At 50.8% G+C, this 24450-nt stretch carries 21 protein-coding genes; 12 read left to right on the top strand and 9 right to left on the bottom strand.

The features are described from left to right. Positions 1 to 53 precede the first annotated feature (53 nt). Together apcB and apcA are read right to left on the bottom strand one after the other, a co-directional pair. Positions 54 to 539 (bottom strand): allophycocyanin subunit beta, encoded by a 486-nt coding sequence (gene apcB / locus NDA02_RS13160; RefSeq protein WP_190792748.1) that lies wholly within the window; start codon positions 537 to 539, stop codon positions 54 to 56. A 101-nt stretch (positions 540 to 640) separates the two neighbouring features. Next, on the bottom strand, positions 641 to 1126 hold the full coding sequence (gene apcA, locus NDA02_RS13155; protein ID WP_190792749.1) for an allophycocyanin subunit alpha: 486 nt from the start codon (positions 1124 to 1126) through the stop codon (positions 641 to 643). A gap of 427 nt (positions 1127 to 1553) precedes the next feature. Here apcA and hpsE point away from each other — a divergent pair, with 427 nt between their 5' ends. Both hpsE and NDA02_RS13145 read left to right on the top strand, forming a co-directional pair. Next, positions 1554 to 2507, top strand: coding sequence for a hormogonium polysaccharide biosynthesis glycosyltransferase HpsE (gene hpsE / locus NDA02_RS13150; protein ID WP_190792750.1), 954 nt, complete (start codon positions 1554 to 1556; stop codon positions 2505 to 2507). A 24-nt stretch (positions 2508 to 2531) separates the two neighbouring features. Then, the gene (locus NDA02_RS13145; RefSeq protein ID WP_190792751.1) at positions 2532 to 3548 is read left to right on the top strand and encodes a glycosyltransferase; all 1017 of its coding nucleotides are present in this window, start codon (positions 2532 to 2534) and stop codon (positions 3546 to 3548) included. A 133-nt stretch (positions 3549 to 3681) separates the two neighbouring features. Here the strand turns inward: NDA02_RS13145 and NDA02_RS13140 are convergent, their stop codons facing one another. The 3 genes from NDA02_RS13140 to NDA02_RS13130 form a co-directional block, all read right to left on the bottom strand. Continuing rightward, positions 3682 to 5193 (bottom strand): UbiD family decarboxylase, encoded by a 1512-nt coding sequence (locus tag NDA02_RS13140; RefSeq protein WP_348255086.1) that lies wholly within the window; start codon positions 5191 to 5193, stop codon positions 3682 to 3684. 101 nt (positions 5194 to 5294) lie between these two features. Then, the gene (aac(6'), locus tag NDA02_RS13135) at positions 5295 to 5738 is read right to left on the bottom strand and encodes an aminoglycoside 6'-N-acetyltransferase (protein WP_190790486.1); all 444 of its coding nucleotides are present in this window, start codon (positions 5736 to 5738) and stop codon (positions 5295 to 5297) included. A 50-nt stretch (positions 5739 to 5788) separates the two neighbouring features. Then, positions 5789 to 6682, bottom strand: coding sequence for an urease accessory protein UreD (locus NDA02_RS13130; protein ID WP_242067168.1), 894 nt, complete (start codon positions 6680 to 6682; stop codon positions 5789 to 5791). Positions 6683 to 7007: 325 nt separating this feature from the next. Here NDA02_RS13130 and NDA02_RS13125 point away from each other — a divergent pair, with 325 nt between their 5' ends. Then, on the top strand, positions 7008 to 11009 hold the full coding sequence (locus tag NDA02_RS13125) for a CHAT domain-containing protein (RefSeq protein ID WP_348255084.1): 4002 nt from the start codon (positions 7008 to 7010) through the stop codon (positions 11007 to 11009). Between the two features lie 10 nt (positions 11010 to 11019). Here the strand turns inward: NDA02_RS13125 and NDA02_RS13120 are convergent, their stop codons facing one another. Then, positions 11020 to 11487, bottom strand: a complete 468-nt coding sequence (locus NDA02_RS13120; protein ID WP_190791310.1) for a nucleoside 2-deoxyribosyltransferase — start codon at positions 11485 to 11487, stop codon at positions 11020 to 11022. 589 nt (positions 11488 to 12076) lie between these two features. On the opposite strand from NDA02_RS13120, the gene NDA02_RS13115 reads away from it, so the two are divergent. The 5 genes from NDA02_RS13115 (at position 12077) to NDA02_RS13095 (ending at position 14827) form a co-directional block, all read left to right on the top strand. Beyond that, the gene (locus NDA02_RS13115) at positions 12077 to 12397 is read left to right on the top strand and encodes an RNA-binding protein (protein ID WP_190791311.1); all 321 of its coding nucleotides are present in this window, start codon (positions 12077 to 12079) and stop codon (positions 12395 to 12397) included. A 138-nt stretch (positions 12398 to 12535) separates the two neighbouring features. After that, complete coding sequence (gene rpsU, locus NDA02_RS13110) at positions 12536 to 12724, top strand: 30S ribosomal protein S21 (RefSeq protein WP_190791312.1); 189 nt, start codon at positions 12536 to 12538, stop codon at positions 12722 to 12724. Positions 12725 to 12787: 63 nt separating this feature from the next. After that, positions 12788 to 13450 carry an endonuclease III gene (nth, locus tag NDA02_RS13105; RefSeq protein ID WP_347277851.1) on the top strand — a complete coding sequence of 221 codons (663 nt, stop codon included), beginning with the start codon at positions 12788 to 12790 and terminating at the stop codon, positions 13448 to 13450. Positions 13451 to 13650: 200 nt separating this feature from the next. Then, positions 13651 to 14175 carry a hypothetical protein gene (locus NDA02_RS13100; protein WP_190791313.1) on the top strand — a complete coding sequence of 175 codons (525 nt, stop codon included), beginning with the start codon at positions 13651 to 13653 and terminating at the stop codon, positions 14173 to 14175. Between the two features lie 301 nt (positions 14176 to 14476). Next, positions 14477 to 14827, top strand: coding sequence for a hypothetical protein (locus tag NDA02_RS13095; protein WP_190791314.1), 351 nt, complete (start codon positions 14477 to 14479; stop codon positions 14825 to 14827). A 312-nt stretch (positions 14828 to 15139) separates the two neighbouring features. On the opposite strand, the gene NDA02_RS13090 is transcribed toward NDA02_RS13095, so the two are convergent. Beyond that, on the bottom strand, positions 15140 to 16810 hold the full coding sequence (locus NDA02_RS13090) for an alpha-amylase (protein WP_348255083.1): 1671 nt from the start codon (positions 16808 to 16810) through the stop codon (positions 15140 to 15142). A gap of 511 nt (positions 16811 to 17321) precedes the next feature. Here NDA02_RS13090 and NDA02_RS13085 point away from each other — a divergent pair. The 3 genes from NDA02_RS13085 (at position 17322) to NDA02_RS13075 (ending at position 18249) form a co-directional block, all read left to right on the top strand. Continuing rightward, positions 17322 to 17522 (top strand): hypothetical protein, encoded by a 201-nt coding sequence (locus tag NDA02_RS13085; protein ID WP_348255081.1) that lies wholly within the window; start codon positions 17322 to 17324, stop codon positions 17520 to 17522. Between the two features lie 140 nt (positions 17523 to 17662). After that, positions 17663 to 17860 (top strand): hypothetical protein, encoded by a 198-nt coding sequence (locus NDA02_RS13080; RefSeq protein ID WP_190791317.1) that lies wholly within the window; start codon positions 17663 to 17665, stop codon positions 17858 to 17860. Beyond that, entirely contained in the window at positions 17857 to 18249 is a 393-nt protein-coding gene (locus NDA02_RS13075; RefSeq protein ID WP_348255080.1) for a hypothetical protein, read from the top strand. Before NDA02_RS13080 ends, NDA02_RS13075 begins: the two co-directional genes overlap by 4 nt. Positions 18250 to 18272: 23 nt before the next feature. Here NDA02_RS13075 and NDA02_RS13070 read toward each other — a convergent pair whose 3' ends face one another. After that, positions 18273 to 20480, bottom strand: coding sequence for a recombinase family protein (locus NDA02_RS13070; protein ID WP_348255078.1), 2208 nt, complete (start codon positions 20478 to 20480; stop codon positions 18273 to 18275). Positions 20481 to 20746: 266 nt separating this feature from the next. Here NDA02_RS13070 and NDA02_RS13065 point away from each other — a divergent pair, with 266 nt between their 5' ends. Beyond that, positions 20747 to 22186: a proton extrusion protein PcxA gene (locus NDA02_RS13065; protein WP_242067255.1), complete on the top strand. Its 1440-nt coding sequence runs from the start codon at positions 20747 to 20749 to the stop codon at positions 22184 to 22186. 108 nt (positions 22187 to 22294) lie between these two features. Here NDA02_RS13065 and NDA02_RS13060 read toward each other — a convergent pair whose 3' ends face one another. Beyond that, positions 22295 to 24187: an EamA family transporter gene (locus NDA02_RS13060; RefSeq protein WP_242067256.1), complete on the bottom strand. Its 1893-nt coding sequence runs from the start codon at positions 24185 to 24187 to the stop codon at positions 22295 to 22297. Positions 24188 to 24450: the final 263 nt, after the last annotated feature.

The raw sequence follows: 24450 nt of genomic DNA, 5'->3' as shown, positions 1-24450 counted from the left end.
TGTTCAACTAAAACAGAACGATCGAATCTAAAGCTCAAAACCAAAGCTGAAAATTAGCTCAAGCCAGAGCAGATGTAGTCGAAGTAAACGCCCATTTCCTTACCAGCATCAGCACCCACCAGGCTAGCGGTGACTTCCTTCATTGCCTGGATTGACTGCACGGTTGCAGCGATCGGTACACCCAGCGAGTTGTAGGTTTCCTTCAGACCATTCAGCACGCGCTCATCCAGGATGGAAGGATCTCCAGCCAGCATGGCGTAGGTGGAATAGCGGAGGTAGTAGTCGAGGTCGCGGATGCAGGCAGCATAGCGACGGGTGGTGTACATGTTGCCGCCGGGACGGGTGATGTCCGAGTACAGCAGAGACTTCGCCACAGCTTCTTTCACAATTGCAGCAGCATTTGCGCTGATGGTGGTTGCTGCACGAACGCGCAGTTCACCGCTGGAGAAGTAGCTCTTCAGCTTCTCCATTGCTGAGGTATCCAGGTACTTGCCCTGAACGTCAGCTGAGTTGATTACAGAGGTAATAGCGTCTTGCATGATCTCGCTTCCTTAAAACGTAATCTTGTGGGTCAAGATAGAAAATTGAAAGAGGGATGAGTTTTCCAAACTGAAGCAAAAATAGCTCAGTGCGGGAACTCTTATTGCATTGCGCCGATAACGTAGTCGAAGTAAGAGCCAGCTTCAGTAGCATCTTCACCGGACATCATCGACAGAGCAGCATTCTTCATTGCGCGAACGCCTTCAGCTACTGCATCGATCGGAGTACCCAGAGACTTGTACATCTCGCGAACACCCACGATACCGATTTCTTCGATCGGGGTTATATCACCGGAAACGACTCCGTAGGTGACGAGGCGGAGATAGTAGTCGAGGTCGCGCAGGCAAGTTGCAGTCATTTCTTCGCCGTATGCGTTGCCACCGGGAGAAACAACGTCAGGACGCTTTTGGAAGAGCTGATCGCCAGCTTGCTTCACGATGCGCTCACGAGATTCGGTCAGAACCTGAGCAATCCGTAGGCGACGTGCACCCGAGGTAACGAAACCACGAATTTGATCCAGTTCACCAGGGCTGAGATAGCGAGCCTCAGCATCAGCATTCACGATTGACTTCGTGACAATACTCATTGATGGATTCCTCCAAAAAGCAAAATGTACCAGGAATGTTTATACTGGCGTACACCAGAAAGGTGCCTGAAATAAAGGTGTCTGATTACTAGCCCCTCAGTGGTCTATCCTCAGTCATCTTCCCGATTTATTGTCAGGCATTTAGTTCATATTCTTAGGCACGTCGCAATATTTTGTAATACATTTCCTCAGGGATGTATAACGGCAGGTGGATGAGGATAAGTTTGATTCTCTCCAGAAGCATAGAATGTTTGATTTGACAACATTTTATTTACACGATTTGCTTGATTTGTAATATTTGTCTGCAACGAGATTGGCGATCGCTGAGAAGCCGTAACAAATCGCAGAGTTCTACATAAAGTTCCGATTACCTCAAAGCCGGGAATGCTTAAGGACACCTCCACTCATCCAATCCTGCTCCTGCTTTATGGTAAATTTCACAGTCGCAATTCCGACCTACAATAGCGAACAGCGATTGCCCGAAGTGTTGCAGTGTCTTCGATTGCAAGTAGTCCCTGCAGAGTTAGTCTGGGAAGTGATCGTGGTAGATAACAACAGCCGCGATCGAACCGCTCAGGTGATTGCCGACTACCAAGCTTCTGATTTTCCCTGTCCGCTGTGGTATGTGCTTGAGCCACGTCAGGGGGCTGCCTTTGCCCGACAGCTTGCTATTCAGGAGGCACAGAGCGACCTGATTGGATTCTTGGACGACGATAACTTGCCGGATAAACACTGGGTGGCTGCTGCCTATCAGTTTGCTCAAAGCCATCCTCAGGCAGGCGCGTTTGGCAGCCAGATTCACGGTGAATTTGAAGTTGCCCCGCCGCCTAATTTCAAGCGAATTCAATCATTTCTGGCGATCGTGGAACGAGGCAATCAGGCTTATTGTTATGAACCGTCAAAGCGAATGTTGCCGCCTTCAGCCGGATTAGCCGTGCGAAAAAACGCCTGGTTACAAGCTGTACCGGGCACGACCGCTCTAGTGGGCCGCGTACAGGGTTCGATGTTAGCGGGAGAAGATACCGAAGTACTTAACTATATTCAGCGGTCGGGCTGGGAAATCTGGTACAACCCGGAGATGCAGGTGAGGCATAAAATTCCCGCTTGGCGACTCGAACAAGCCTATTTAGCAGCTTGTTTACGCGGGATTGGATTATCGCGATCGGTGATTCGCATGAGCCGCCTCAAACCGTGGCAAAAACCCTTCATGCTGTTTGCTTATTTAGGGAAAGATTTACACAAGCTCATTTCTCACTTTCTCAAATATCGCGCTCAGCTCAAAACAGATATAGTTGCTGCTTGCGAAATGGAACTGTATCTCAGCATTCTCATGAGTCCAATTTATCTCCGGGGAAATAGCGGTGCTAATAAACCAAGATAAACTCAATTGCGAGTTAGTAGAGCAATGATTAATCCTCCTTCCATTTCACCTCCGCTCATTTCAATTGTGATTCCGGCTTATAATGCTGAGGCAACAATTCAAAGAACAATTCAATCAGTCTTAATCCAGACTTACACCTATTTTGAGCTGCTCATCGTTGATGATGAATCAAAAGACGCAACGTTAGAGATTGCGAAGCGTTTTTCCGATCCTCGCATCAAAGTATTTTCCTGTGAACACGCGGGTTCGTCTGCCACTCGAAATCGTGGTATTGAGCAGGCATCTGGGGATTACATTGCACTGCTTGACGCAGATGATGTTTGGACGCCGAAGAAGTTAGAGTTGCAGCTTCATGCTTTACAAACTCACCCGGAAGCAGCAGTTGCCTATAGCTGGACTGATTATATTGACGAAGCCGATCGCTTTTATCGTAAAGGCTGCCATGCGAAACACAGCGGCAATGTTTATGCAAAACTGCTGTTAATGAACTTCATTGAAAACGGTTCCAATACGCTCATTTGTAAGCGGGCATTCTCGGAAATTGGAAACTTTGATGCATCGTTGAGCAATTCGCAAGATTGGGATATGTGGCTCCGGCTTGCTGCTCATTATTCGTTTGTTTGTGTTCCCCAAGTTCAAGTTTTATATCGCATTTCACCTGGGTCTGCGTCTACCAATGTCAAGGGAATCGAAAGAAACTGCATGCGGATTCTCGATCGCTGTTTTACAGAAGCTACTGAGTCAATTCAATCCCTCAAAAACCAGAGTTTTAGCAACTTATATTTTTATCTGGGGTTAAGAGCGGCGGAAGTGAGTCGATCGCGCCGGAGTAATCTAATTGCTCTGCGCTATTTATTTCAAGCTTTTCGATATGAGCCATCAATGCTTTGGCGACGACAGGCGTTGATCAAGATTGCGTTGACAAAAATTGTATTCAACATGGTTCTGTCCCCTTCCGTTGCGCGATCGATTCTCATCCACTCTAAAGAGCGGCGGCTCAAAAGAGACAGTTCACTTTCAGAAAATCCTGCGCTCCAGTAGACCGGGCACTGCTGAATTGCAGCATGAATTCGCTCCTCTCTAAGGAACTACCAAAGGATCAAAGTCCCCCAGCGTTGGGGGATTTAGAAGGCGATGTAGAAACTAGAACACTGCTCCAAAATCCCTTCAGCGGTTAGCGAATGTCATAGCCAAACAGATTCGGATTCACTTCATCCAGTTTCAGATCGGCTAAGCCGTATTCCGCCCAGCGTCGATTAACCATTGCGGCAGTATCGGGGTCAGATTGAAGCGGCTCATGCCAGTAGCGATCGGTTTCTGGCGGAATTTTGGTGGTAGCATCAATGCCCATCCGTCCGCCCAGTCCTGCTTTTTCGGTGGCAAAGTCGAGGGAGTCGAAAGGGGTGTCGGGCAGGATAAACACATCACGTCCCGGATCAACCTTGGAGGCGATCGACCAGACCACCTGACGCGGGTCGCGAATATTAATGTCCTTATCCACCACGATCACAAATTTCGTGTAGTTGAACTGGGGCAGGGCACTCCAGAAAGCCATTGCTGCCCGTCTTGCGTGACCGGGATATGCCTTGTCGATCGCCAGGACTGCCGCCTTGTAGCTCAGGGTTTCCATCGGCAGGAAGAAATCCACAATTTCGGGAACCTGCTGCCGCAAAATGGGGGTGTAGATGCGGTTTAGAGCCAGTGCCATCATTGCGTCTTCTTTGGGTGGACGACCGCTAAACGTGGTCATGTAAACCGGATCTTTGCGGTGCGTCACGGTATGGAAGCGAATCAGGGGAGCTTTTTCATTGATGCCGCCATAAAAGCCCATGTGGTCACCTGCGGGACCGTCGATCGCCGTTTCGCCTGGAGTAATCGTGCCTTCCAGGACAAACTCTGCATCTGCGGGGACTTCTAAGTCGATCGTTTTACACTTTGCCAGCTTTACGCCTTCGCCGCTGTAGAGTCCGGCAAACAGCCATTCAGATAGATCCACCGGAATCGGAGTCGCGGCTGCCATGATCAGGAGTGGATCAACCCCCAGAGCCACAGCGACTTCCAGCTTTTGACCCCGCTCTGCCGCTTTTCGGAGGTGACGGGTTGCACCCCGAATCGAGAGCCACTGTACGGTCATCGTATTTTTGGACTGAAGCTGCAAGCGATAGACACCCACATTTACGGTGCGATTTTCCGGATCTTTGGTGATCATCAAGCCCAGCGTAATCACACGCTCTGCGTCACCGGGATAGACGCGCAGCAGCGGGAGTTTGGTTAAATCCACCTGATCGTCCTTCAGGACAACTTGCTGACAGGGTGGAAAGAAATTGCGTCCAGGCTTTGCTTTAATCACGTCAAATAACGCTTGACCCAGCTCGATCGCCTGCGAAATCTTTTTGGGAGGACGGGGCTGATAGAGCAACGCCAGCTTTTTGCCGAGAGCTTCCAGTTCCTCAGGACGCTCCATATTCATCGCCCAGCAAATGCGCTCCACGGTTCCCATCACGTTGATTGCAACCGGATAATCTGCGCCTTTCACATTTTCAAACAGCAGCGCGGGTCCACCTGATTGCAGCATCCGGTTACTGATCTCGGAGATCTCTAGATTCGGATCGACGAGGGCTTTGATGCGTCGGAGCTGTCCCCGATCTTCGAGCAACTGCAAAAATTCGCGTAGATCTCTCGCCATGATGCGCTACCGATACCCCGTGAAACATCTGTTTACATTTCTTCTTTTATTATGGGGGAGTGGCGGAGCGAGAACAGCATTCGTTGGGCAAAGGAATGAGTTTAAAGAATGGGTTTGATGTAGGCGACAACCCGTTCTACTTCCTGAAACCCCATTTTGCTGTGAAATTCATGGCTTATAGCGTTGTCGAGTAAAGCGTCTGAAGCGAGTTCTACACAGCCATGCTCCAGTGCCCACTGTTCGGCATAGTGAATTAAAGCCGTACCGACTCCCTGTTTGCGGTATTCATCTTCCACATAAATTCCTTCGATATAAGCAACCGGGCTGCGACTCGCCCCTGGTACATAGTCCGATCGAAGCGAAAGATTCATAAAACCGATCGCGGTTCCAGCATCATTTCTAATCAGGAAACCTGCCTGACGAGGGGATTGGAGAATTTCTGTCAAAGTAATCTGCATTGCTTCAGCAAAATCGTCTGACCAGAGTTTCAACGCTAAATTCAGCCATTCATTGAAATCATGTTGCGTCACTTCGACAATTTTCACATTGCACTCCCTCAGAGGTTGTTTGATCAGTGGAGATTCTGCATTGCCCCCTAAATCTGCCACACCCTCGGCACACAAATCGATCGCCCCAACTCCTCCTGCCGCACCAGTTCCCAGACCCGCATAAACCATTTTCTGGCTTCTAGAGTAGAGTTTCCGCGATAGCGGCAGAGCAATCCGGCGGTGAGGCGAGTCACTCCGACTTGATTGGCTGATTCATGCAGGGAAATAGAATCTTCGGGTTCTTTGCCTTCGGGATACCATGCAGTTCTTGCCGCCTTAACTCGATCGGGGGAAACTTCGCGTCCGATGAACACAAAGCTGCCGATCACGGGGTATCCGGCGAGTCCGTGCAGGCTCGTCATCATCTCATGTCCGCCCTGAATGCCTTGCGGGTCAATCCACAACAGCCGCTCGTTTTGCCAGACTTCGGTTTTCGAGCGCCAGTAGCCTCCGTTAAACCGTTCGCCTCGGGCACTGCGTCCTAACCGGGTAATGTCCCAACCCATCCAGATTGCGCCTGGTTCTAGCTCGACTTTGAGCTGCTGAGCATACTGCGCCCCGTCAAACACGATCGTCTCCTGCGGAAACCATTCCAGACAGGCAGATGCGCCGATTTTGATGTGCGTGATTTGCTGTGCCTCTTGACCGTTACTGCGATAGACTTTGGCAGCCGCCGCAGAGGTAAGCAGGGCGTGAGTCTGGGGCTGAAGGTTGATTTGCAGCGAGAGCCAATCGCCCCCCACAATGCCTCCCGCCGTATGCAGCATCACGGTATGACAGGTTCCGGCTTCAGGATAAAAAGGACGCTGCACTTTCAGAGGAGCCTGGACAAAGACGCGATCGAGAATCGTCTTTTCCTCGCGTTGGGCGTAGTCTAATTCAAGGTGTCCGTGCCAGGAGGTTGGCGGATTGGGGGCAGTCAAGGGAGTTAGGGCAGTCAAGGGTGAGGTTGGTCGTTCACATCACGCATTACTTTAGCGAACCTCACCCTAAAACCAATGGATCAAATCCTGAAGCTGTCCTGCATTAATTTTTTGCGCGTTTGTACGGAATCACCCGATCGCCTAACGTAACGTAAGAGGGAGAAGCTGTCTGAGAAGTGTTCGAGGTTCAACATCGCCTCCTAAATCCCCCAACTTCGGGGAACTTTGAGAAGCCAAAGGAGAACTCGGTTTCCCCAAAATTAGAGGGCTAGAAAGGTGGTTTGGGCAATCATCGTTGCTTTTCAAAGCTTTTCTGAGCTGTTCTGACTAGACCTGATGCCCCATGTCTAAGACTTCCTGCCCCCCGGCTTTTCGGCTGCTGCTGGTGCTGCTGGCAATCTTTACTGCTTCTCCGGTTCTGGCGCAGCGCATTGCTCCGGCAAATGATGGAACTCGAACGCAGGTACGGCAGCGTGGCAATCGTTTTGATATCGAGGGGGGACGACGATCGCGGGACGGCAGAAATTTATTTCACAGCTTTGAGCGGTTTGGGCTGAGCCGAGAACAGATTGCTAACTTTCAGTCTGATCCGGCGATTCGTAATATTCTGGCTCGGATTCGGGGCGGCGATGCTTCGCTGATTGACGGCATTTTACGCGTGTCGGGCGGTAATTCTAATCTCTATCTGATCAATCCGGCAGGGATTATTTTTGGGCGAAATGCACGGCTCGATGTTCCAGCAGCGTTTACGGCTACAACCGCAACGGGAATTGGCTTTGCTAACAGTTGGCTGAGCAACGTTGGTCGCCCTGACTATGCCGCGCTGATAGGCGAGCCGATCGGGTTTGACTTTGCCCTGACTCAGCCGGGGGCGATCGTGAACTCTGGCAATCTAACGGTTACTGAGGGACAATCTCTGACGCTGCTGGGCGGAACTGTGGTGAACACCGGCGAAATTGCTGCACCAGGGGGAAATTTGACGATCGCCGCCGTACCTGGAACCCGTCGAGTGCGCCTTAGCCAAACCGGATCGCTGCTCAGCCTGGAACTGCCCACTGAAAGTTCAGCAAATGCTACCGATGCCCCGCTTCCAACCAGTCCACTTTCCCTGCCGTCCCTGCTTACCGGTGGCGAAGAGCTTCAAAGCGCAACCGATCTAATCGTCCAGCCCGACGGGACGGTGCAGCTTCGCGGGTCGGGAACAGTGATTCCCACACAGCCCGGAACGGCGATCGTCTCTGGAACCCTGAATGCAGCAACGTTAGGAACACCCGCAAGTTCTGAAATTACGGTGGTGGGCGATCGAATTGCCCTGCTGGATGCCAGTTTGGATGCATCGAGCGCGACAGGTGGAAGAATCCGGGTCGGCGGCAACCTGCAAGGCACAGGTACATTACCCCAGTCTCAGATTGTTTATGTTGATCCCAGTTCTAGCCTGGCTGCAAATGCCAACTCCGCAACGGCAGCAGGCAACGGAGGACAGGTCATCATTTGGTCAGAGCAGGGGACGCAATTCTTTGGCAACATCAGCGCGACGGGGGGCGCAACGGGCGGAAACGGGGGCTTTGCGGAAGTATCGAGCCGGGGGCAGCTTACCTTTGCCGGACAGGTCAACCTAAGTGCAGCAAACGGTCGTCTAGGCACACTCCTGCTTGACCCAACCAATATTCTGATTTCTGACACAGCCCCCACGACTCCCGGTACGGACACCGCTTTGCCAGATATTTTGGCAGGCGAATTTGCAGGCGATATCACGATCGACGCAGCTACGCTCACGGCTCAGACTGCCGATATCATTCTAGAAGCCACCAACAACATCACGGTTTCTCCCTCGATCGCCACCCTGTCGTTTGTCCCTAGTTCCGGCGGCTCGATTCGCTTTACAGCCGATGCAGACGGAGACAGAACAGGAGGATTCTTTAGTCCCACATCGACCATTTTTACCAACGGACGCGATCTGACGATTTCTGGAGCCACGATCGCTACAGGCAACATTCTCACTCAGAGCGGGTTTGGTGAATTTGTAGGAGCTTCAGGCGATGTCACGCTGACCGCAACCGGAGACATTACAACAGGCGCAATTTCGACCGCAGCAGGGTTTGGTGCGCTTGCAGGGGATGTGACGATCGCCAGTTCGCAGGGCAATGTCACCGTCGAGACGATCGATGCTTCCAGTCCTTCTGGTGAAGCAGGGGATGTCGCAATTGCAGGCGATCGAGTGCAGCTTACAGGCACTTTGCCCACCGAGGAGGGAATCGCAGCCAGTATCGATGTCACCGGCGGCTTGGATGGCGGCGTACCGGGAACGATCGCCATTCAGTTTGCAGGCGGAGCTGAAAACCGCCCGTTTGTCGTCGGCACACCCGGAATCGCCGGGACTACCCTGAGCGGCAGTGCCGGAAGCCTTACTGCAGGACCAGGAGGCACGATCGCTTCAGGCAACTATACCGTCGCACCTGCCGGAAACACGCTCAATCCTGAACCTGCGATTGCGATCGCTTCAGTAAATGCCGCCCCCACGATTACGCCAGGAACCACTGCCCTAGCCACGCTGGTGGGTGAGCCGCTCTCGATTCCAGTCAGCAGTTTTGTCGCCGGAGTCACCGACCCCAACGGCGATGTGACACTGCTGCGGCTAACTTCCCTCCCACTCGAAGGAACCCTGACACTCAACGGAGTGCCCATTCTGCCGGGAACCCTGCTGGCTCCGACCGATACGCTGGTCTATACGCCGCCGCTTGATGTGCCTGCCATTTTGCCTGTGTTTGAAGTCGTTGCTGTGGATCTGGCGAACGGTGTGCCGTCTCTATCTAGCTCTGCACCGATCGCTGTTCAAGTCATGATTCGTAATCCTCCCACGCCCGGTCCCCGACCCAGACCAGGTCCCGATCCTCGACCCACGCCTGATCCTGATCCCGATCCTCGACCCACGCCTGATCCTGATCCCGATCCCCGCCCCCCTGACCCCAGGCCATCCCCCAGCCCGCTGCCCCCATCCCCATCCGAACCGCTAACATCTGCTGATCCGCGTGTGGATACTCCGCCACTGACCCAGCCTATTCCCCAGGTAACGCTGCCGCCAACCTTGATCGACACTGATCTACCCCGGCTAGAACGGCAGTATTCAAGTGACTTTGAGGACTATTTAGGGCTGCCGCCTCAGCCGATCGTTACCCTGGATCAAGCAAAGGAGCTGGCGCAGGATATCCAGCAAGCAACGGGCGAACAGCCTGCATTTATCTACATTTCTTTTGTGCCAGAAGGCATAAACCCACTGGCGATCGACCCATTGGCGGAAGAGAGCGATCAGCTTGATCTGGTAGTCGTGACCGCGCAAGGGTTAATCCGGCGGCGTGTTCCCGAGGCAACCCGATCGGCTCTGCTGAAACTTGCCCAAGACTTCCGCAGTGAGATTACCAACCCGCGCAATCTAGAAACCACCAGCTACCTGGCAGATGCTCAGCAGCTTTATCAATGGCTGATTACGCCGCTTGCCGATGAGCTGAAAACCCAGGGCATTACCAACCTCGTGTTTCTGCCCGATATGGGACTGCGATCGCTTCCCTTTGCGGCACTGCATGACGGACAACAGTTCTTAATCGAGCAGTACAGCGTCGGTTTAATGCCCAGCCTTAGCCTGACCGACACCCGTTACGTCGATGTCCGAGGAGCGCAACTGCTGGCAATGGGCATCTCAGAAAGTACTCAGGGACAAAACCCACTCCCTGTCGTTCCCACAGAACTCTCAACGCTGGTACTGCGGCTCTGGCAAGGCGGCAGAATTGTGCTGAATAATGATGCCACGATCGAAAATTTCAAGCAGGTTCGCCAGACCCAGCCCTTTGGCATTATTCACCTGGCAACTCATGCCGACTTCGTCCCCGGACCCATTACGAATTCCTACATCCAGTTCTGGGACGAGCGACTGCTAATGGATCAGGTGCGTCAGCTCCGCTGGAACGATCCGCCCGTGGAAATGCTGGTCTTAAGTGCCTGTCGAACCGCGCTGGGCAATGAACAGGCTGAACTCGGCTTTGCCGGACTTGCTGTGCAAACAGGCGTTAAATCTGCGGTGGCAAGCCTCTGGTTCGTCAATGACACCGCCACCGCTGCCCTGATGACCCGCTTCTACGACGCCCTCACGATCGCGCCCATCAAAGCCGAAGCCCTCCGCCAGGCGCAAATTGCAATGGTACGCGGACAAGTCACGATCGCCAATGGTCAAATCCAGGGTATCCCCGGCATTGGTAGCATCCCCCTCCCCCCAGGCGACAACAGCCTCAGCGGCTCCCTCTCCCATCCCTACTACTGGGCTGCCTTCACAATCATCGGAAACCCCTGGTAAAAACATCCCTTTACCGCTCCCCCCTCACCCACTGATACAACGCCTTCTCCGGCGCACTAATCTCCGCTACCGAAGTATAGTAATACCGCTGCCAATCGGCTTCCGGCAATCCGGCAAACACCATTAAGTTCAGCGGATACTGTTCGCTATCCGTGCAGCGGCGAAAATCATCTCGAAATAAAAAGATGGCTTTCTGAAGGGCGATCGCTATGCCTAGCTCGACCATGACCCCTTCATCCGGCGGCATTCCGTTCACGATTGCAAAAATGCCATCACACTGCTGCACATCTTTCAGGTCTGCCTGAGCCACCTGATATGCCCATCCCGGCTGGGAAAAATCAACCTGATTGTTGCGGCTAAACGGCTCCCACACCTCGACACCGATTGACTCCAGAGCAGAAACGATCGGCGGCAGCAGTAGATCGCGCTGTTGCTTGGAAAATCCATAGGGATTGGCAAGATAAATTGCTTTTGTCATGCTGTTTTTCAGCGTCCTGCTTCAGTAATTGGTTGTGATAGCCATTGGTTGTGATAACAAATCGGTAGCGATAGCTAGGGCATTAAACGACCTGCAAGCATCGAACATCCTCCCCATTCCCTAGCCCTGCTCGAGGACTGACCCTATCCCTATAAACAATCCTTTAAGACAAACAAAGTATTGATAATAGATTTAAACCATTCCCAGATTTACCGCGAATCGTCTGCCCTGCTCTCATCTAACTCAGGCCTAAACAAGGGGTAGTTATGAGGGCTACCTTTGAGCTAAATTCCCTAAGGGTTTTCCGCTTTAGGCTTTTTCAGGCTTTTATGGGGGAAGGCAGCTCTCTGCTGAATGATTCCTCTCCTCCCGTATCGCTCTCCTTTCTGTTTCCCCTGCTACGTCTTCTATCTCACAAAAGATACATTTGTTTACGAATAAATTTCACTTGAAGCGGGCATCTCAGGCTACTATAGGATTTGGGATTTGAGATAGTCGGTAGTTAGTTGTGCTTGTGCAAGATTGGATAAAGATTGACGGACAACACTCTGATTATTTGATTCTCTGCATTGGTTCTATGGAGTAGTTTATGTCAATCTATGTTGGCAACCTGTCCTATCAGGTTACTGAAGAGGACGTCACCACTGTTTTTGCTGAGTACGGTACGGTAAAGCGAGTTCAGCTTCCGGTCGATCGGGAAACAGGTCGGATGCGTGGTTTTGGTTTCGTAGAAATGTCTTCAGACGCTGAAGAACAGGCTGCGATCGATGCACTTGACGGCGCAGAGTGGATGGGACGCGATCTAAAAGTCAATAAGGCGAAGCCTCGCGAAGAACGCCCTGCAGGTGGCGGTGGCGGTTGGGGAGGAGGTGGTGGCAATCGCGGTGGACGGAACGATCGTCGCTATTAAGCCTTAAATTCCCCAAAATTGATAGTTTGAAGTTAAGAGCTTCTAGTAGGCTGAGACGATTGCCTCGCTCTGCTGGAAGCTCTTTATTCTGTGGTAAAACATGAACAAACATTTATATCAAAACAAGGAGAGGATTGCATGACTCAAGTGATTGTCGGCGAAAACGAAGGAATCGAGTCAGCCCTGCGTCGCTTTAAGCGGCAGGTGTCTAGAGCCGATATTTTTGCCGACATGAAGAAGAATCGCCACTTTGAAACACCGCTCGAAAAAGAAAAGCGCAAAGCCATTGCCCGACGCAAGCAGAGACGGTTCCGGCGCAAGGCTTAGTTCATAGTGAGTCTGTAATCTGTAACAGCAATCTGTAACAGTCATCGGTAGCAAGACTCGATCGTGACTGAAAAGCAGCCGTTTGAAATTGACGAAGTGATCGATCGCCTGCGGCAGGCAGTCTCTTCCTTTCCTAAGGCTGCGATGTTTGAGTTGGCAGCACAGGGTTATAATTCGCCGTTTGAGCAGTTAATTTCCTGTATCATCTCGATTCGCACCTATGACGAGGTCAGTTTGCCTACCGCAAAACGGCTGTTCGATCGCGCTCGCACTCCAGCGGAAATGGTTCAGCTTAGCGTGGCAGAAATCGATCGGCTGATTCAAAGAAGCACCTACCACGACGCAAAAGCGCAGCAAATTTGGGATATTGCCGATCGAATTGTGCGTGAATATGGCGGTGAGTTGCCCTGCGATGAGCAGGTTTTTTTGTCGTTTAAAGGGATCGGGGCAAAGTGTGCCCATCTTGCCCTCGGTATTGCCTGCGAGCAGCCCTACATCAGCGTCGATATCCATGTGCATCGCGTCACCAATCGCTGGGGCTATGTCCAAAGCCGCACGCCCGAAAAAACGCTGGCAGCCCTGGAAGCAAAACTACCCCAGCAATACTGGATCGAGATTAATGCGCTGCTAGTTCCCTTCGGCAAGCACATTTGTACCGGGAATGCCCCGAAATGTCCTAAATGCCCGTTGCTGTCGATGTGTCAGCAGGTGGGAGTTGAGGGGTAGAGGGGTGGATGGGCGAGAGGGAGAGTAGGGAGAGGGGGAGCGAAGAACTGCTGAACTTGAGACACTACGCTTTTATGAGTTTCCTCTAGATCCTGGGTAGACTACTCAATGAGTGTGCTATGGATGCTCGTGAAGCCCGAGTTACAGTCGTTTTACCCAATTTCTTTGGGGCTGATCGAAGCTGAAAAGGATCTGAGAGTATGTCTGAATCTTTGCCTAAAACATATTCACGCTTCTATGCTTTTATCATTTCTACCAATCTCGCTATATTTCTTCTCCTCGCGTTTTGGCTATGGCAGTATTGGCACGATGGACTAATTGCGAGTGTTGATGTTGATAGCTTCTTTAATCGCAGGGTGAGCTTTTCAATTCTCAATAAGTATGTTTTTGAACCTTATATTTTAGATTCTCTTCTTGTTCTTGCCATTGCGTTTTTGGGACTAGGTTCTTTAGTGTCAATTATTACTAAAAAGCTTGCAATTGCCTATGCTTTTCTCTCTATTCACTCTGTTGTAGTATTCATTACCTGTGTATTAATACAATCAAAAATTGATGTATTACATATTTGGAGAAGTGCCTTAGTTTCAGCGTCAGTTATAACTTGCTTGTCGGGCAACTCCAGGCGTGAACAAGAAAATGAGAATCAGGATTTTGACAAAACCTTTCTATCAGTAATGCAAATTATCTGTCTTCTATTGTTTATGCTGAACGTTTTTAGCTACTAGCCTTTTGACAATAGAGCTAATGGATTAGAGAAGCATTGACTCAAATGCTCTTTCTCCGGTTAACCTGATTCGCTGAAATCACACAAGCAGACCTTAAAGATTTCAAAGAATCAAAACTATAAATTTTGATGCTCACAGCTTTTGATGCTTCTTTATCAAGACTAGAAAAGAAAGTAAGAGTATGTTTGAATCGTTGCCTGGAAAGTCTTCTCGCTTTTCTATTCTGCTTATTATTACCAATCTTAGTATCTTGACCCTTCTCCTATTTTGGCTATGGCGATATTGGCATAGTGGAATGATTGTGGCTGAAGCATCTAATGTTGATGGCTTCTTCGATCGTCAAGCTCAGTTATTGAAAATTTCCAACGAGTTCATTTTTGAGCCTTACGTTTTTGATTTTGTGTTTATTCTTATTCCCTCATTGATTATTTTTTTGGGCTATGGAATAGCAGAGGAAACGAAAAGGCTTGCTATTGCCAATATTCTTTTTACAATTCACTCAGTACTTGTACTCGTCGCCTGTATCTTTATCCAATCAAAGATTGGTGTGGTGCATCTATGGACAAGCACTGTATTGTCAGCGGTTTGTCAAAATAGTTTATCCTCTTACTTCATAGATAGAAAAAAGCTGAGAACCAGGATTTTGATATAACTTTTTTACAGATATTATGGATTATTGCACTCTTAACTTTCATCCTGTCAATCTATAGTTTAGTCATCCACTTTACAAGTTGACGAATAACAGAGCCGCTGGAATCTATTCGCTTCCTCAACGGCTCCTTTAATTATCTGGATTCGCGAAATTTGTCCTGCAAACAGATGGGACTTTAACTTTGGTGTCCAGGTTCAGCCTGGATAATCTCCCAGATACAGCTCTGCCGCTGATTTAATCCTGTAGCAGAGCCGCCTAATGAGCATTCCAACGCAGAGCATTGGCGCGAGGAACCCGAAGCCCCTGACCCGCTCACTCACCCACCCGAATCTCGATCGGTAATCCTGTCAGACAAGACAACAAAGGATCTCTCTCCACCCAGACGGACACCGATCCACCGTTACAGCGAAACTCGCCCCAGCCGTCCTGGTTTGTGCGAACGGGTTCTTTGATATGTTCGGTGATGTCGTAAAAGGTGGTGTTAGGTTTGCCGACTTCCATCCATTTGCTGCCGTCGGGACCGTCGCTCATAATCACTGCCATTGCACCAGGGTGCTGCTCAGAGCCGAGTCGCGTCCAGCCGATGATGTCCCAGTGATCGAAGTAGTCGTACTGCGCTCCGTAGGCGAAATATTGACGGGCAAACAGAAAGCGATCGATCAGCCAGCGGTGGGAGTCCAGCCAAATTTCATGCTCGTTGCCGTCTCGTCCTTTATCCCGGTAATGTGCGCCGTAGTAGTCTGCATAAAAAATGCAGGGATAGCCTTCCGCCCGCAGCAGAATAACCGCGTAGGCAAGTGGCTTAAACCAGGATTCCACTATAGATTCGAGTGCTTGTAAGGGCTGCGTGTCGTGGTTATCGACTAGGGTGACGGCAAACATGGGCAGGTGCTTCATCAGCGTGTTGTCCAGGATCGATCGCATATCGTAGTTTCCACCCGATAGACTGGCGCGATGAAAGTTGTAGTGCAGCGGCACATCAAATAAATTTAGCCTCCCGCCTGCGTTGCCGATATACCAGCTCAGGGAGCCGAAGTCTTCTGTCCAGTATTCCCCGACGCAAAACAGATCTTTCTCTGCGTAATGCTCTAGGTGATCCAGCCAGTCGCTAAAGAAATCGCCGTTGATGTGTTTAATTGCATCCAGCCGGAAGCCGTCCAGTCCTACAGTGTTCATCAGCCACTCGCCCCAGTATTTCAGCTCACCCCGCACCTCAGGATGATTCATATCCAGGTCGCAGCCCATCAAATAGTCATAGTTGCCCTGGCGCAGATCGACTTTGGTATCAAAACTTTTGCCCTTAACCTGATAAACAGCGCGGTAGCCCGGATTGCCGTCGTCATAGTCCAGTGCGTCAAAGTGCCACCAGTGCCATTTCATTGAGGAATACTTATCGCCCCGACCGGGAAAGCTAAATTCTGTCCAGCCGCGAATGGTTCTCTCGCCGTCGATCGGGCAGTTGCGATCGCTCCGGTCGTAGGGCACCACTTCAAACTCTTCCGTGCAGTCTGCGCCCATCTTGTGGTTAAACACTACGTCTGCATAAGCCTGCATTCCGGCTCGCTGAATTGCTTTCACAGCAGCAACGTATTCGTCTTTCGTGCCGTACTTAGTACGGGTGCTTTTGCTCTGGTTAAATTCTCCCAGGTCGTACAGGTCATAAATGCCGTAGCCTACATCGTTTTCTCCCTCCATTGCTTTGCAGGCGGGCGGCATCCAGATAGCGGTTATTCCTGCCTGGGCAAGCTCCTGGGCGCGATCGGCAAGCTGGTTCCAGTGAGTGCCATCTGAAGGCAGATACCAGTGGAACCACTGCATCATCGTGCCGTTAAACTCTGCGCCTGGTTTACGGGCAGCAAGGCAATCGATATTGCGTTCCAGCCATTCTTGAAGCGATTGAGTGGCAGTTTCAACGACTTCAGGGGTCAGATCTTTGCCCAATTGATGAAATCGCTGTTCAAGCTGTTGAAATACGTTCGTCATTGGATTAGTGCCCAGAGATAGTTTTGAAAGCCTTTATTTTCGAGCTTTAAAGTGATTCAGCGAACTGGGACGAGGTTCCAGGAAAAAATTCACTCTCATCATCCCAGCCTTAATCTCGATCGAGAATAAACTTCCAAAAGTTTTCCTCAAGCAGGCTAAAGCAGTCCGCAGCAGAGGGTTCAATTTCTCCAGAAAAGGCGGTTTAAGAGGCAACTCCAAACTTTTCAATCCTCCTTATTCTCTCAGTAGCTTGTTTGGGAAACCACGGTAGTGTAAGGGGTAATTTTGGGCAAGATGAGGCTATGCCTAATTTGGGATGCAATTGTAATATCTATTGACTGGATGAGATGGATTTGAGGCTTGAGAGAGACGGAAGCTCAATTCCAGATCCGTCAAAATCAAGCCAGGTTAAAGGATAGGCGCAGGGAAATTAGATTTCTGCAAATTTTATCAATCAACCTAATTTTCAAGTCCGCACATTACCTGAACCAACCCAAGGAGAACAAATGCCATGAGCGATGGATCGATCGTACAAATGTCTGCCTACCCCGGATGGATCGTAGGCGTGAGCCGATCGGCTCTAATGGATAGCTATTTGTGCTGGGTGATTGATCCAGACCTGACCCTGCTAAACGATGGCAGAGAATACGAAACCAGCAATGCTGCGATGATGGCAGGTCGCGCTTATGTTGAGCGAAATTTAGTAGTTTAATTTCGGCAAAGTTTCAGCACTAATCGAGCGATCGAGAAAAGTTTCAGATTATTAAGTCTCAGAGACAGTTAATCTATATGTGAGACAAACAGCGATGGAGCGGGAACGTTAACTTTACTGGCTTCCCGGATTGTATCGCAATGAGTCGTCACTTTCAGGTTGAAGCGGCAAAACGTACACCGCACTATTGGATTGTTTTGCCTACCCAAATTCCCAGTGCTTGCCGAGTTTGTATTGTCGAGCTGGCCTGGGCAGCGTTTACACTTCATCAGCATCAGGCGGAGTCTTCTCCTACCTTGCTGAGTCAGCATTTAATCGCGCAGGGATCGCCCTTATGAAGCGATCGTCCCTGTTGGGTCTGTCTCAAATTTTTGGCTATGCTGCTTTGACGGGTGTTTTCATTGCCCAGGCAGCTAAGCCTTTGCTGGGAGCGCTATCCGCGCCGGTCAGCATTGGTTCTGGCGAAATCTTAGCGGATGGACTGCGGCTGATTGGACTGGTGCTTTATTTTGTCATTGTGGTCACTATCGGGGAATGGATTGTGAAGCCGCTGGTTGTCAGTCCTTTAACCAGCCAAAAGATACGGCTCATGCAGCAGCTTTGCGCCTCTGGTTGGGACAGTCAGCACGCTGGATCGCTCTTAGCCGTCTGGGTTTACCTTAGTCTGACGATCGGGATTAGCGTTAATCTGGGGTTGGAACTGGCAATTTTAAGCTCAGTTTCCTAAAATGCTTAAGTCTTACGAGGCTTTTAGGCATTGATCGGTCTTTCAAGGATTTGTCCTGCGGTGACAGGCAGTGCAGCATTCACCAGCGTCAGCAAATTTCCTGCCTGTTCTTGTCCATTCGCTGCCAGTTCACTGTGGCAGAGATAAACCCGATTGGTTGCCCGATGGAGTAGATCAAACACCTGTCGCTGAAGTCGCTGCACATTGGCTTCCAGCTCATCTGCGGTTGTCCAGGCTCCGAGTCGCTTTCTTAGAAAAATGGGCGCACCAAACAGTCCGCTCCCGCCTGATAACCAGAAGGGTGAGCCGGCATCAAGCCAGAACTGCCAGCGATGAAAGCGTCGATCGTTTCGATATTGATAGATTGTGGCGATCGTGACTGCTTGAGCGGCTTTGCCGATCGGTCTAGAGGGAAAAGGGTCTGCAGTAATTGTGCCTTCGCGTAAAAGCTGAATGAATTGCCCCACCGAGAGCGACACCGGGACTTCTGAGGCGTTGAACGACTGGAGGCGAGTAACCACTTCCCAGTAATGCTGAGCGGTTTCCATCAGTTCGCGCAGGGCGGCAAGCTGGTCATAGGGCAAATGACTGCCGCCAAAAAAGAATTTTTGAATGGCGCGATCGAGCAACACAACGGGACTCGTAATCATACGCTGCTGCTGCTGCTGTTTTTGCGACTCGACCCACTGCACCAGATCTTCATAGGCGCGAGTTGCCTGAAAGCCCAACCGATCCCAGCGAGGCAGCACGGTTGCCGGAAGCAGATGGGGGCGATCGAAATCGGGCACAAAGCAGTGGTCGGTCAGCAGCCCAGCTCGAACGGGATCAATTCGCGGCATAAAGGTGGTTGAGCTACCCGAATCAGACTGACTCAGGGCTTCGACTTCCAGTGCGCTGATTGGCTCGGTGTAAACAGAGTTGGGAATTTGACTTAACAGCACCAGCATTTCAGCGATCGACTCCCGGTTGAGCAAGCGTCCTAAGCCGGGGTAAACCAGTGCCAGCAGAGTCAGCAATGCCTGAATCAGCGGCGAACTGGCAAGCGGATGCTGGTCGTGGAGCGAGGCAACGGGAATTCCCTGACTGGTGAGAATTTCGCGTAGCGTGTAGCGGGCGATCGGGTCTACTCCAGGCGCGATTACAGCAACATCCTGGGGCCGAACCTCGCCTTTATGAATTGCAGCCGCAATTTCTTCAGCAGTTTGGCGCAAAAGCTGTCCTCTCGCCGCCGTTTGGATTGTACGAATGCAGTCTGGCAACTGCGGCAGCAACAAAGGTTCACGCACCCATTCCATCACCGGCCGTCCCCAGGTTGCACCAATGCAACGATTGGCATCTGCAAATAGGGTTTCGTTCTGGCAGCGATGGGCAAGCTCTGCAAAATACTGGGGATCGGCTCCCAATCCCAGGCGAATTCCGCCTTCAGGATTAAATGTAAAGGTTCCCGGAATGCCGCAATGCTTCGCCGTTTCCTCTGCGGGAGGATCGAGCAGCAGTTCAAACAGGGTGCGGGCGACTGCTGGATATTCGTCTACGTCATCGGCAAACACAGCATAGTAGCGGCTGGTTAAGTGCTGCCGATAAATCGGGTGGGGCAGCAGACATCGCCAGTACAGTTCGGTGATAATTCCATAGGTGAGCAGTCCACGGGCTAGACACCAATCCCACCACTGCTGGATCGCTTCGCCAATTGCCTCCCATGAATCTCGTGAATCTAAAGAACCTTCCTGTTCGGCAAATCCTTCTTTCAGCAAAAAAGCAATGTCTTCATGGGGTGTACCGCTAAACGCCGCAAGCTGAAGCAGGTCAAGCGATCGACGCACAAGGTCATAGTCGCGCATTCCCGTTTGGCGCAATCGACCCGATGCTAAATTGGGTTGCCAAAGGCGGGTCGCTAATTCCTGCTCGGTTTCCGGGCGCAGCCGCAAGGGAAATAAGGTTTTCAGCCCAAGCTGTTCTGCCAGCAGGGGAAAAAATAGCCGTACTTCGTCCTGAAAAAAGCCCAACGGCGTCACCGAGTCAAATCGATATTTGCCCTGTGTCGCAGCGGCAATGCGATCAGCAAGATCGAGCCGATTATCGCCGATCGCCGCAAAGACTAGCGCAGTCTGTCGTGCCTGAGTCCGGTCTCGCTGCCAGTTTGCCTCTGCTGCCTGGGTAAACTGCTGGATGAGTCGGGTGGTCTTTCCACTGCCCGTTACACCCGAAATCCAAATAGAATCAAGAGACACGAATCGCTCCTCAGGGGCTTGGTATCATCATTTCTAATCTAACGTTAGAATAAACGATCGTTTGGATTCACTGGTTGATCCGTAGCGTTGATACCTAACCCGATCGCCCTAAAGCAGAACCTGCCTCACATCACTGCTCCAGAAGCACCTGAAGTTTGAGTTGGTTCTTTTGAAACCAGCTAATTTATAAAGCAAATCGATCGTTAAAACTGCTGTTCAACCCGTTCTGCTGCCTTTTCAACGATCCTGAATCCGCACTTCGCATCATGTCAGACGATCCTATTGCCCCAATGAGAAATTCGGCTTTTGCATCTTTCAAGGAGTATTTTCGCTCTGCTAATCGCTGGCTGCAAAAAACTCCCGAACGCGCCCTCGATCAGGCCTACGAAGCGGCACTTGCCATCAAAGCATTAGAAGACGCTCACTTTGATGGAAATCCAATTTCGCTTGAAAACGGTGACTATAGCCAAAGTGCCAGAACTTATCTTAAAGAAGAGCTAAAAAAGTATCTTGATATTATTAGAATCCGTTTATTTGAGTTCAAAGCAAGCAGCTCGATCGTCCGTCTTTCAAATCAAACCATTACCGAAGTTCAACTCGAAGAAAACAGCAGTAATTACTCTCCTGGTGAACTGCAAAGTAATCGTCTTACCGTAAATGTAATCGATCGCCCTAATTTAATTCTCAAAAAGCTGCGCTTTATTGATGAAGTGCTGGCACCGTACAGCAATCCTGAGCCAAATCCCGGTTCAGTGATGATTGTGACCAATGCTCAGCCCAATCCTCCTCAGCTCAGCAACGCTCAACCCAAAACCGAGCAGAAGCTGAGTCAGACCGAGCCGCCGATCGTGTCTCCGGGAAATCAACTGCCCAAGCGGGCTGCCAAGCGAGATATGAAGTCCCTGACGGATAAAACCGGGGTACTGCCGCGATCGATTCTGGAGACGGTCGATCGGGTTCGGCGAGAGCTTGATCCTGAAGCAGAGCAAGAACTCGTCCGGGATTTTCGCAAATCAAAATCTCGCACGATCACCGCAATCCGATTTGTTTTGCTGCTGATTATTATTCCGCTCTTAACCCTGCAACTCGCCAAAAATTTTATTGTTGGTCCGATCGTCGATGGCTACCGGGCTGGTAACGAGCAGGTTCAGGTGTTTCTCAACGAGGAGTTAGAAGATGAAGCACTGAACGAACTTCAGCGATTTGAACAGCGAATTCGGTTTGAAATTTTGATTGGTAAAGAGGAGCCTAAAACCGAGGAAGAAATCGTGGAGCAGGTGCGCGATCGAGCGGCTGAAATTCAGCAGGACTATCGGGATCGCGGCTCGGATGCAATCAAGAATGTGTTTGCTGATTTGTTTGGGGTGATGGCGTTTGCCGTAATAATTGCAACCGGAAAGCGCGAAATTGCTGTGCTGAAATCCTTTATGGATCAGCTTGTTTATGGCTTAAGCGACAGTGCTAAAGCGTTTATCATCATCCTGTTTACCGATACCTTCGTCGGCTTTCACTCCCCTCACGGTTGGGAAGTGATTCTCGAAGGGGTTTCCCGACACTTTGGGCTGCCCGCAAACCGCGATTTTATCTTCCTGTTTATTGCCACTTTTCCGGTGATTCTCGACACGATTTTCAAATACTGGATCTTCCGCTATCTGAATCGCGTTTCGCCTTCCGCGGTGGCAACTTATCGCACCATGAACGAGTAATGATAAACGAGTGATAAGCTGCTTAAGAAGCCGCAAGTATCTATATTACCCCCTAAAAATTGCCCCCTAAATCCCCCGATGCTGAGGGACTTTGAAGTACCCAAATTCCTAGCTGACCTGACTAGAGGGTTTAGGTTGGCGAGTGGTTCGATTTTGTAGCAGCATTCGTTCAAAGCTGAGGGCAGTGACACCGAGCGTTACAATCAGTATTCCCAGGATCTGGACGCTTTGCAAGGCAGTGTGTCTGCCGGGAGTGAGCAAAAATGCCAGAAATGCGGTGAGCGCAGGACCACTCGCGGCAATAATCGACGCTCTGGCTGCCCCCATAAACCGCACGCCAAAGTTATTCAACAAATAGCCTGCCAGCGTCAGTCCGCCCAGCAGCAGTCCAGCGATCGCCAGCCCGGTGCGATTGGTTGGGGCAACTTCAACGCCCAGCACAATGAGACTAACGCTGGAAAAAATAAAAATGCTGGAGAACTGGATCAGGCTGACCGGAACCGGGTGCAGCTTGCGGAAGCTAACTTGCATCGAAATTAGGTAGAACGCAAACGCAATACCTGAAAATACTGCGGTCAAAATGCCATTCCAGGAAACGCCCGCCGTCCCTAGTTTGGGAGCAGCCGTAAACACAACGCCCGACAGAATCGCTGCCATCACCAGCAGCCGGAGCCGTGTGGGTCGATCGCCAAATAAATACCATGCTAGCGGCACCGTTGCCAGGGGATACATAAACAGAACCGTGACGGCAACACCAGGGCCAATTTGACCGATCGCAATATAAATCAAAACCTGTGACAGAAACAGGAAAAACCCGCTTCCCAGAACGCTGCCTAGCAATATTCGATCTTTTGACTGAAAGAAGCCCCGAATCTCGTGCCAGGTATTTTTATATAGTCTGGGGGCAAGCCACACCATCAAGGGCACGACCACCAGCATCCGCATCCACAAAATTAGCAGCGAACTGCCAAACCCGTTCAACTTAATAAAACCGCCGATCGGAATCAAGCCAAACAAGCGGCTGGGATTGCTCACAATGCCAACAAGAACGTTGTGCAACGACAGCGACAGCGTGGAGAGCAAAATCAGCAGGAGTCCCATTTGAAAATGAGACAAACGACGCGGATCGGCAGGAGAGCGAAGCGGAACCATCACCGGCTCAGGTGCGACTGCTGGAGGCGTGGGCAGCAAAGACGTTCCCTGCAAAGGCACAGGCTCAGGCACTCGTTCAGGAGCCGGGGCAGCATAGGGATTCTCGATCGGTTCAAACGGATTTGCTTCTGGATTCGGCAACGATTCAGCCGTAAACGGAGTAGGCGAAACAGAAAGATGAGCGGGAGGACTGGCAGGAATTGCGCCACTGCGGGTCATTTCAAGCTGAAGCTGCTGACTGATGCGCTTAACCAGCACTTCCAGAATTACTTCTCCCTGCTGACCCAGGTTGTGCATTCGATCGATCTGCTGCGACAAGGCACTTTCGTAGCTCGACAAGTCATGCTTGAGTGTTGAAAAGGTGCGATTTACCGTTTCATCCAGCGACACCATCAAGCGGTTTGCCTCTATGGATTCGATCGCGCCATTGCTCGAAATTCGTGGCAGACTGGGTCCCGAAGCGTCTTGCTGAACTTGCTGAACCGTCACCATCTGATTAATTCGCTGACTGAGGGCAGCGTGAAGATGATTTGCCAGGGTGAGAGCGAGTTGTTTTGCCCAGGTTTGCTGTTGGGCAAGCTGATGGCGAGAAAGGGCAACTTCGTACTGAGATTCCAGCATTTGCTGCTGATTTTGCAGCTTTTCAATATCGTTTAATAAGCGCGATTTTTCTGCCTGCAAGCGGCGGACATCGTGACTCATTTGAGCGATCAGGTCTTGCTGGAGGCTGCGAAGATCCTGCGTCATGGTTTGCAGCACATCTTCTGCGTCGCTGGAATGGCGCGATGCTGCCTGAGATTCGTTTTCCTGCGACCCCATTTCTGCGGATCGATCGTTCAGTTGCCCCATGCCTCTTGCAACCTCTTATATAAACTTGCGCTGTCCCTGATTGTTCCTTTAATCCAGGGCGATGCCCGTTGGGGAATCATACCCGATCGGCAAAGCAGAAATACCCTACCCGATCGGTCAATTGACAGAGATGATAGCTCTAAAGCAGCGAAATGAACGGTATCACACCTGAGAATTTACGTTTGAAACGCAACCTGCTGTAAAGCGATCGCTCATTCCCCGTCCATCCTAAAGCCTCTCCGACCACAGTTTGCCCACTTCAC

The organism is Leptolyngbya sp. ST-U4 (genome assembly GCF_039962215.1).
Lineage (GTDB): Bacteria > Cyanobacteriota > Cyanobacteriia > Elainellales > Elainellaceae > Leptolyngbya_A.
The sequence above is the reverse complement of the archived record's forward strand: the minus strand, read 5'-3'. Positions and strand labels throughout refer to the sequence as shown.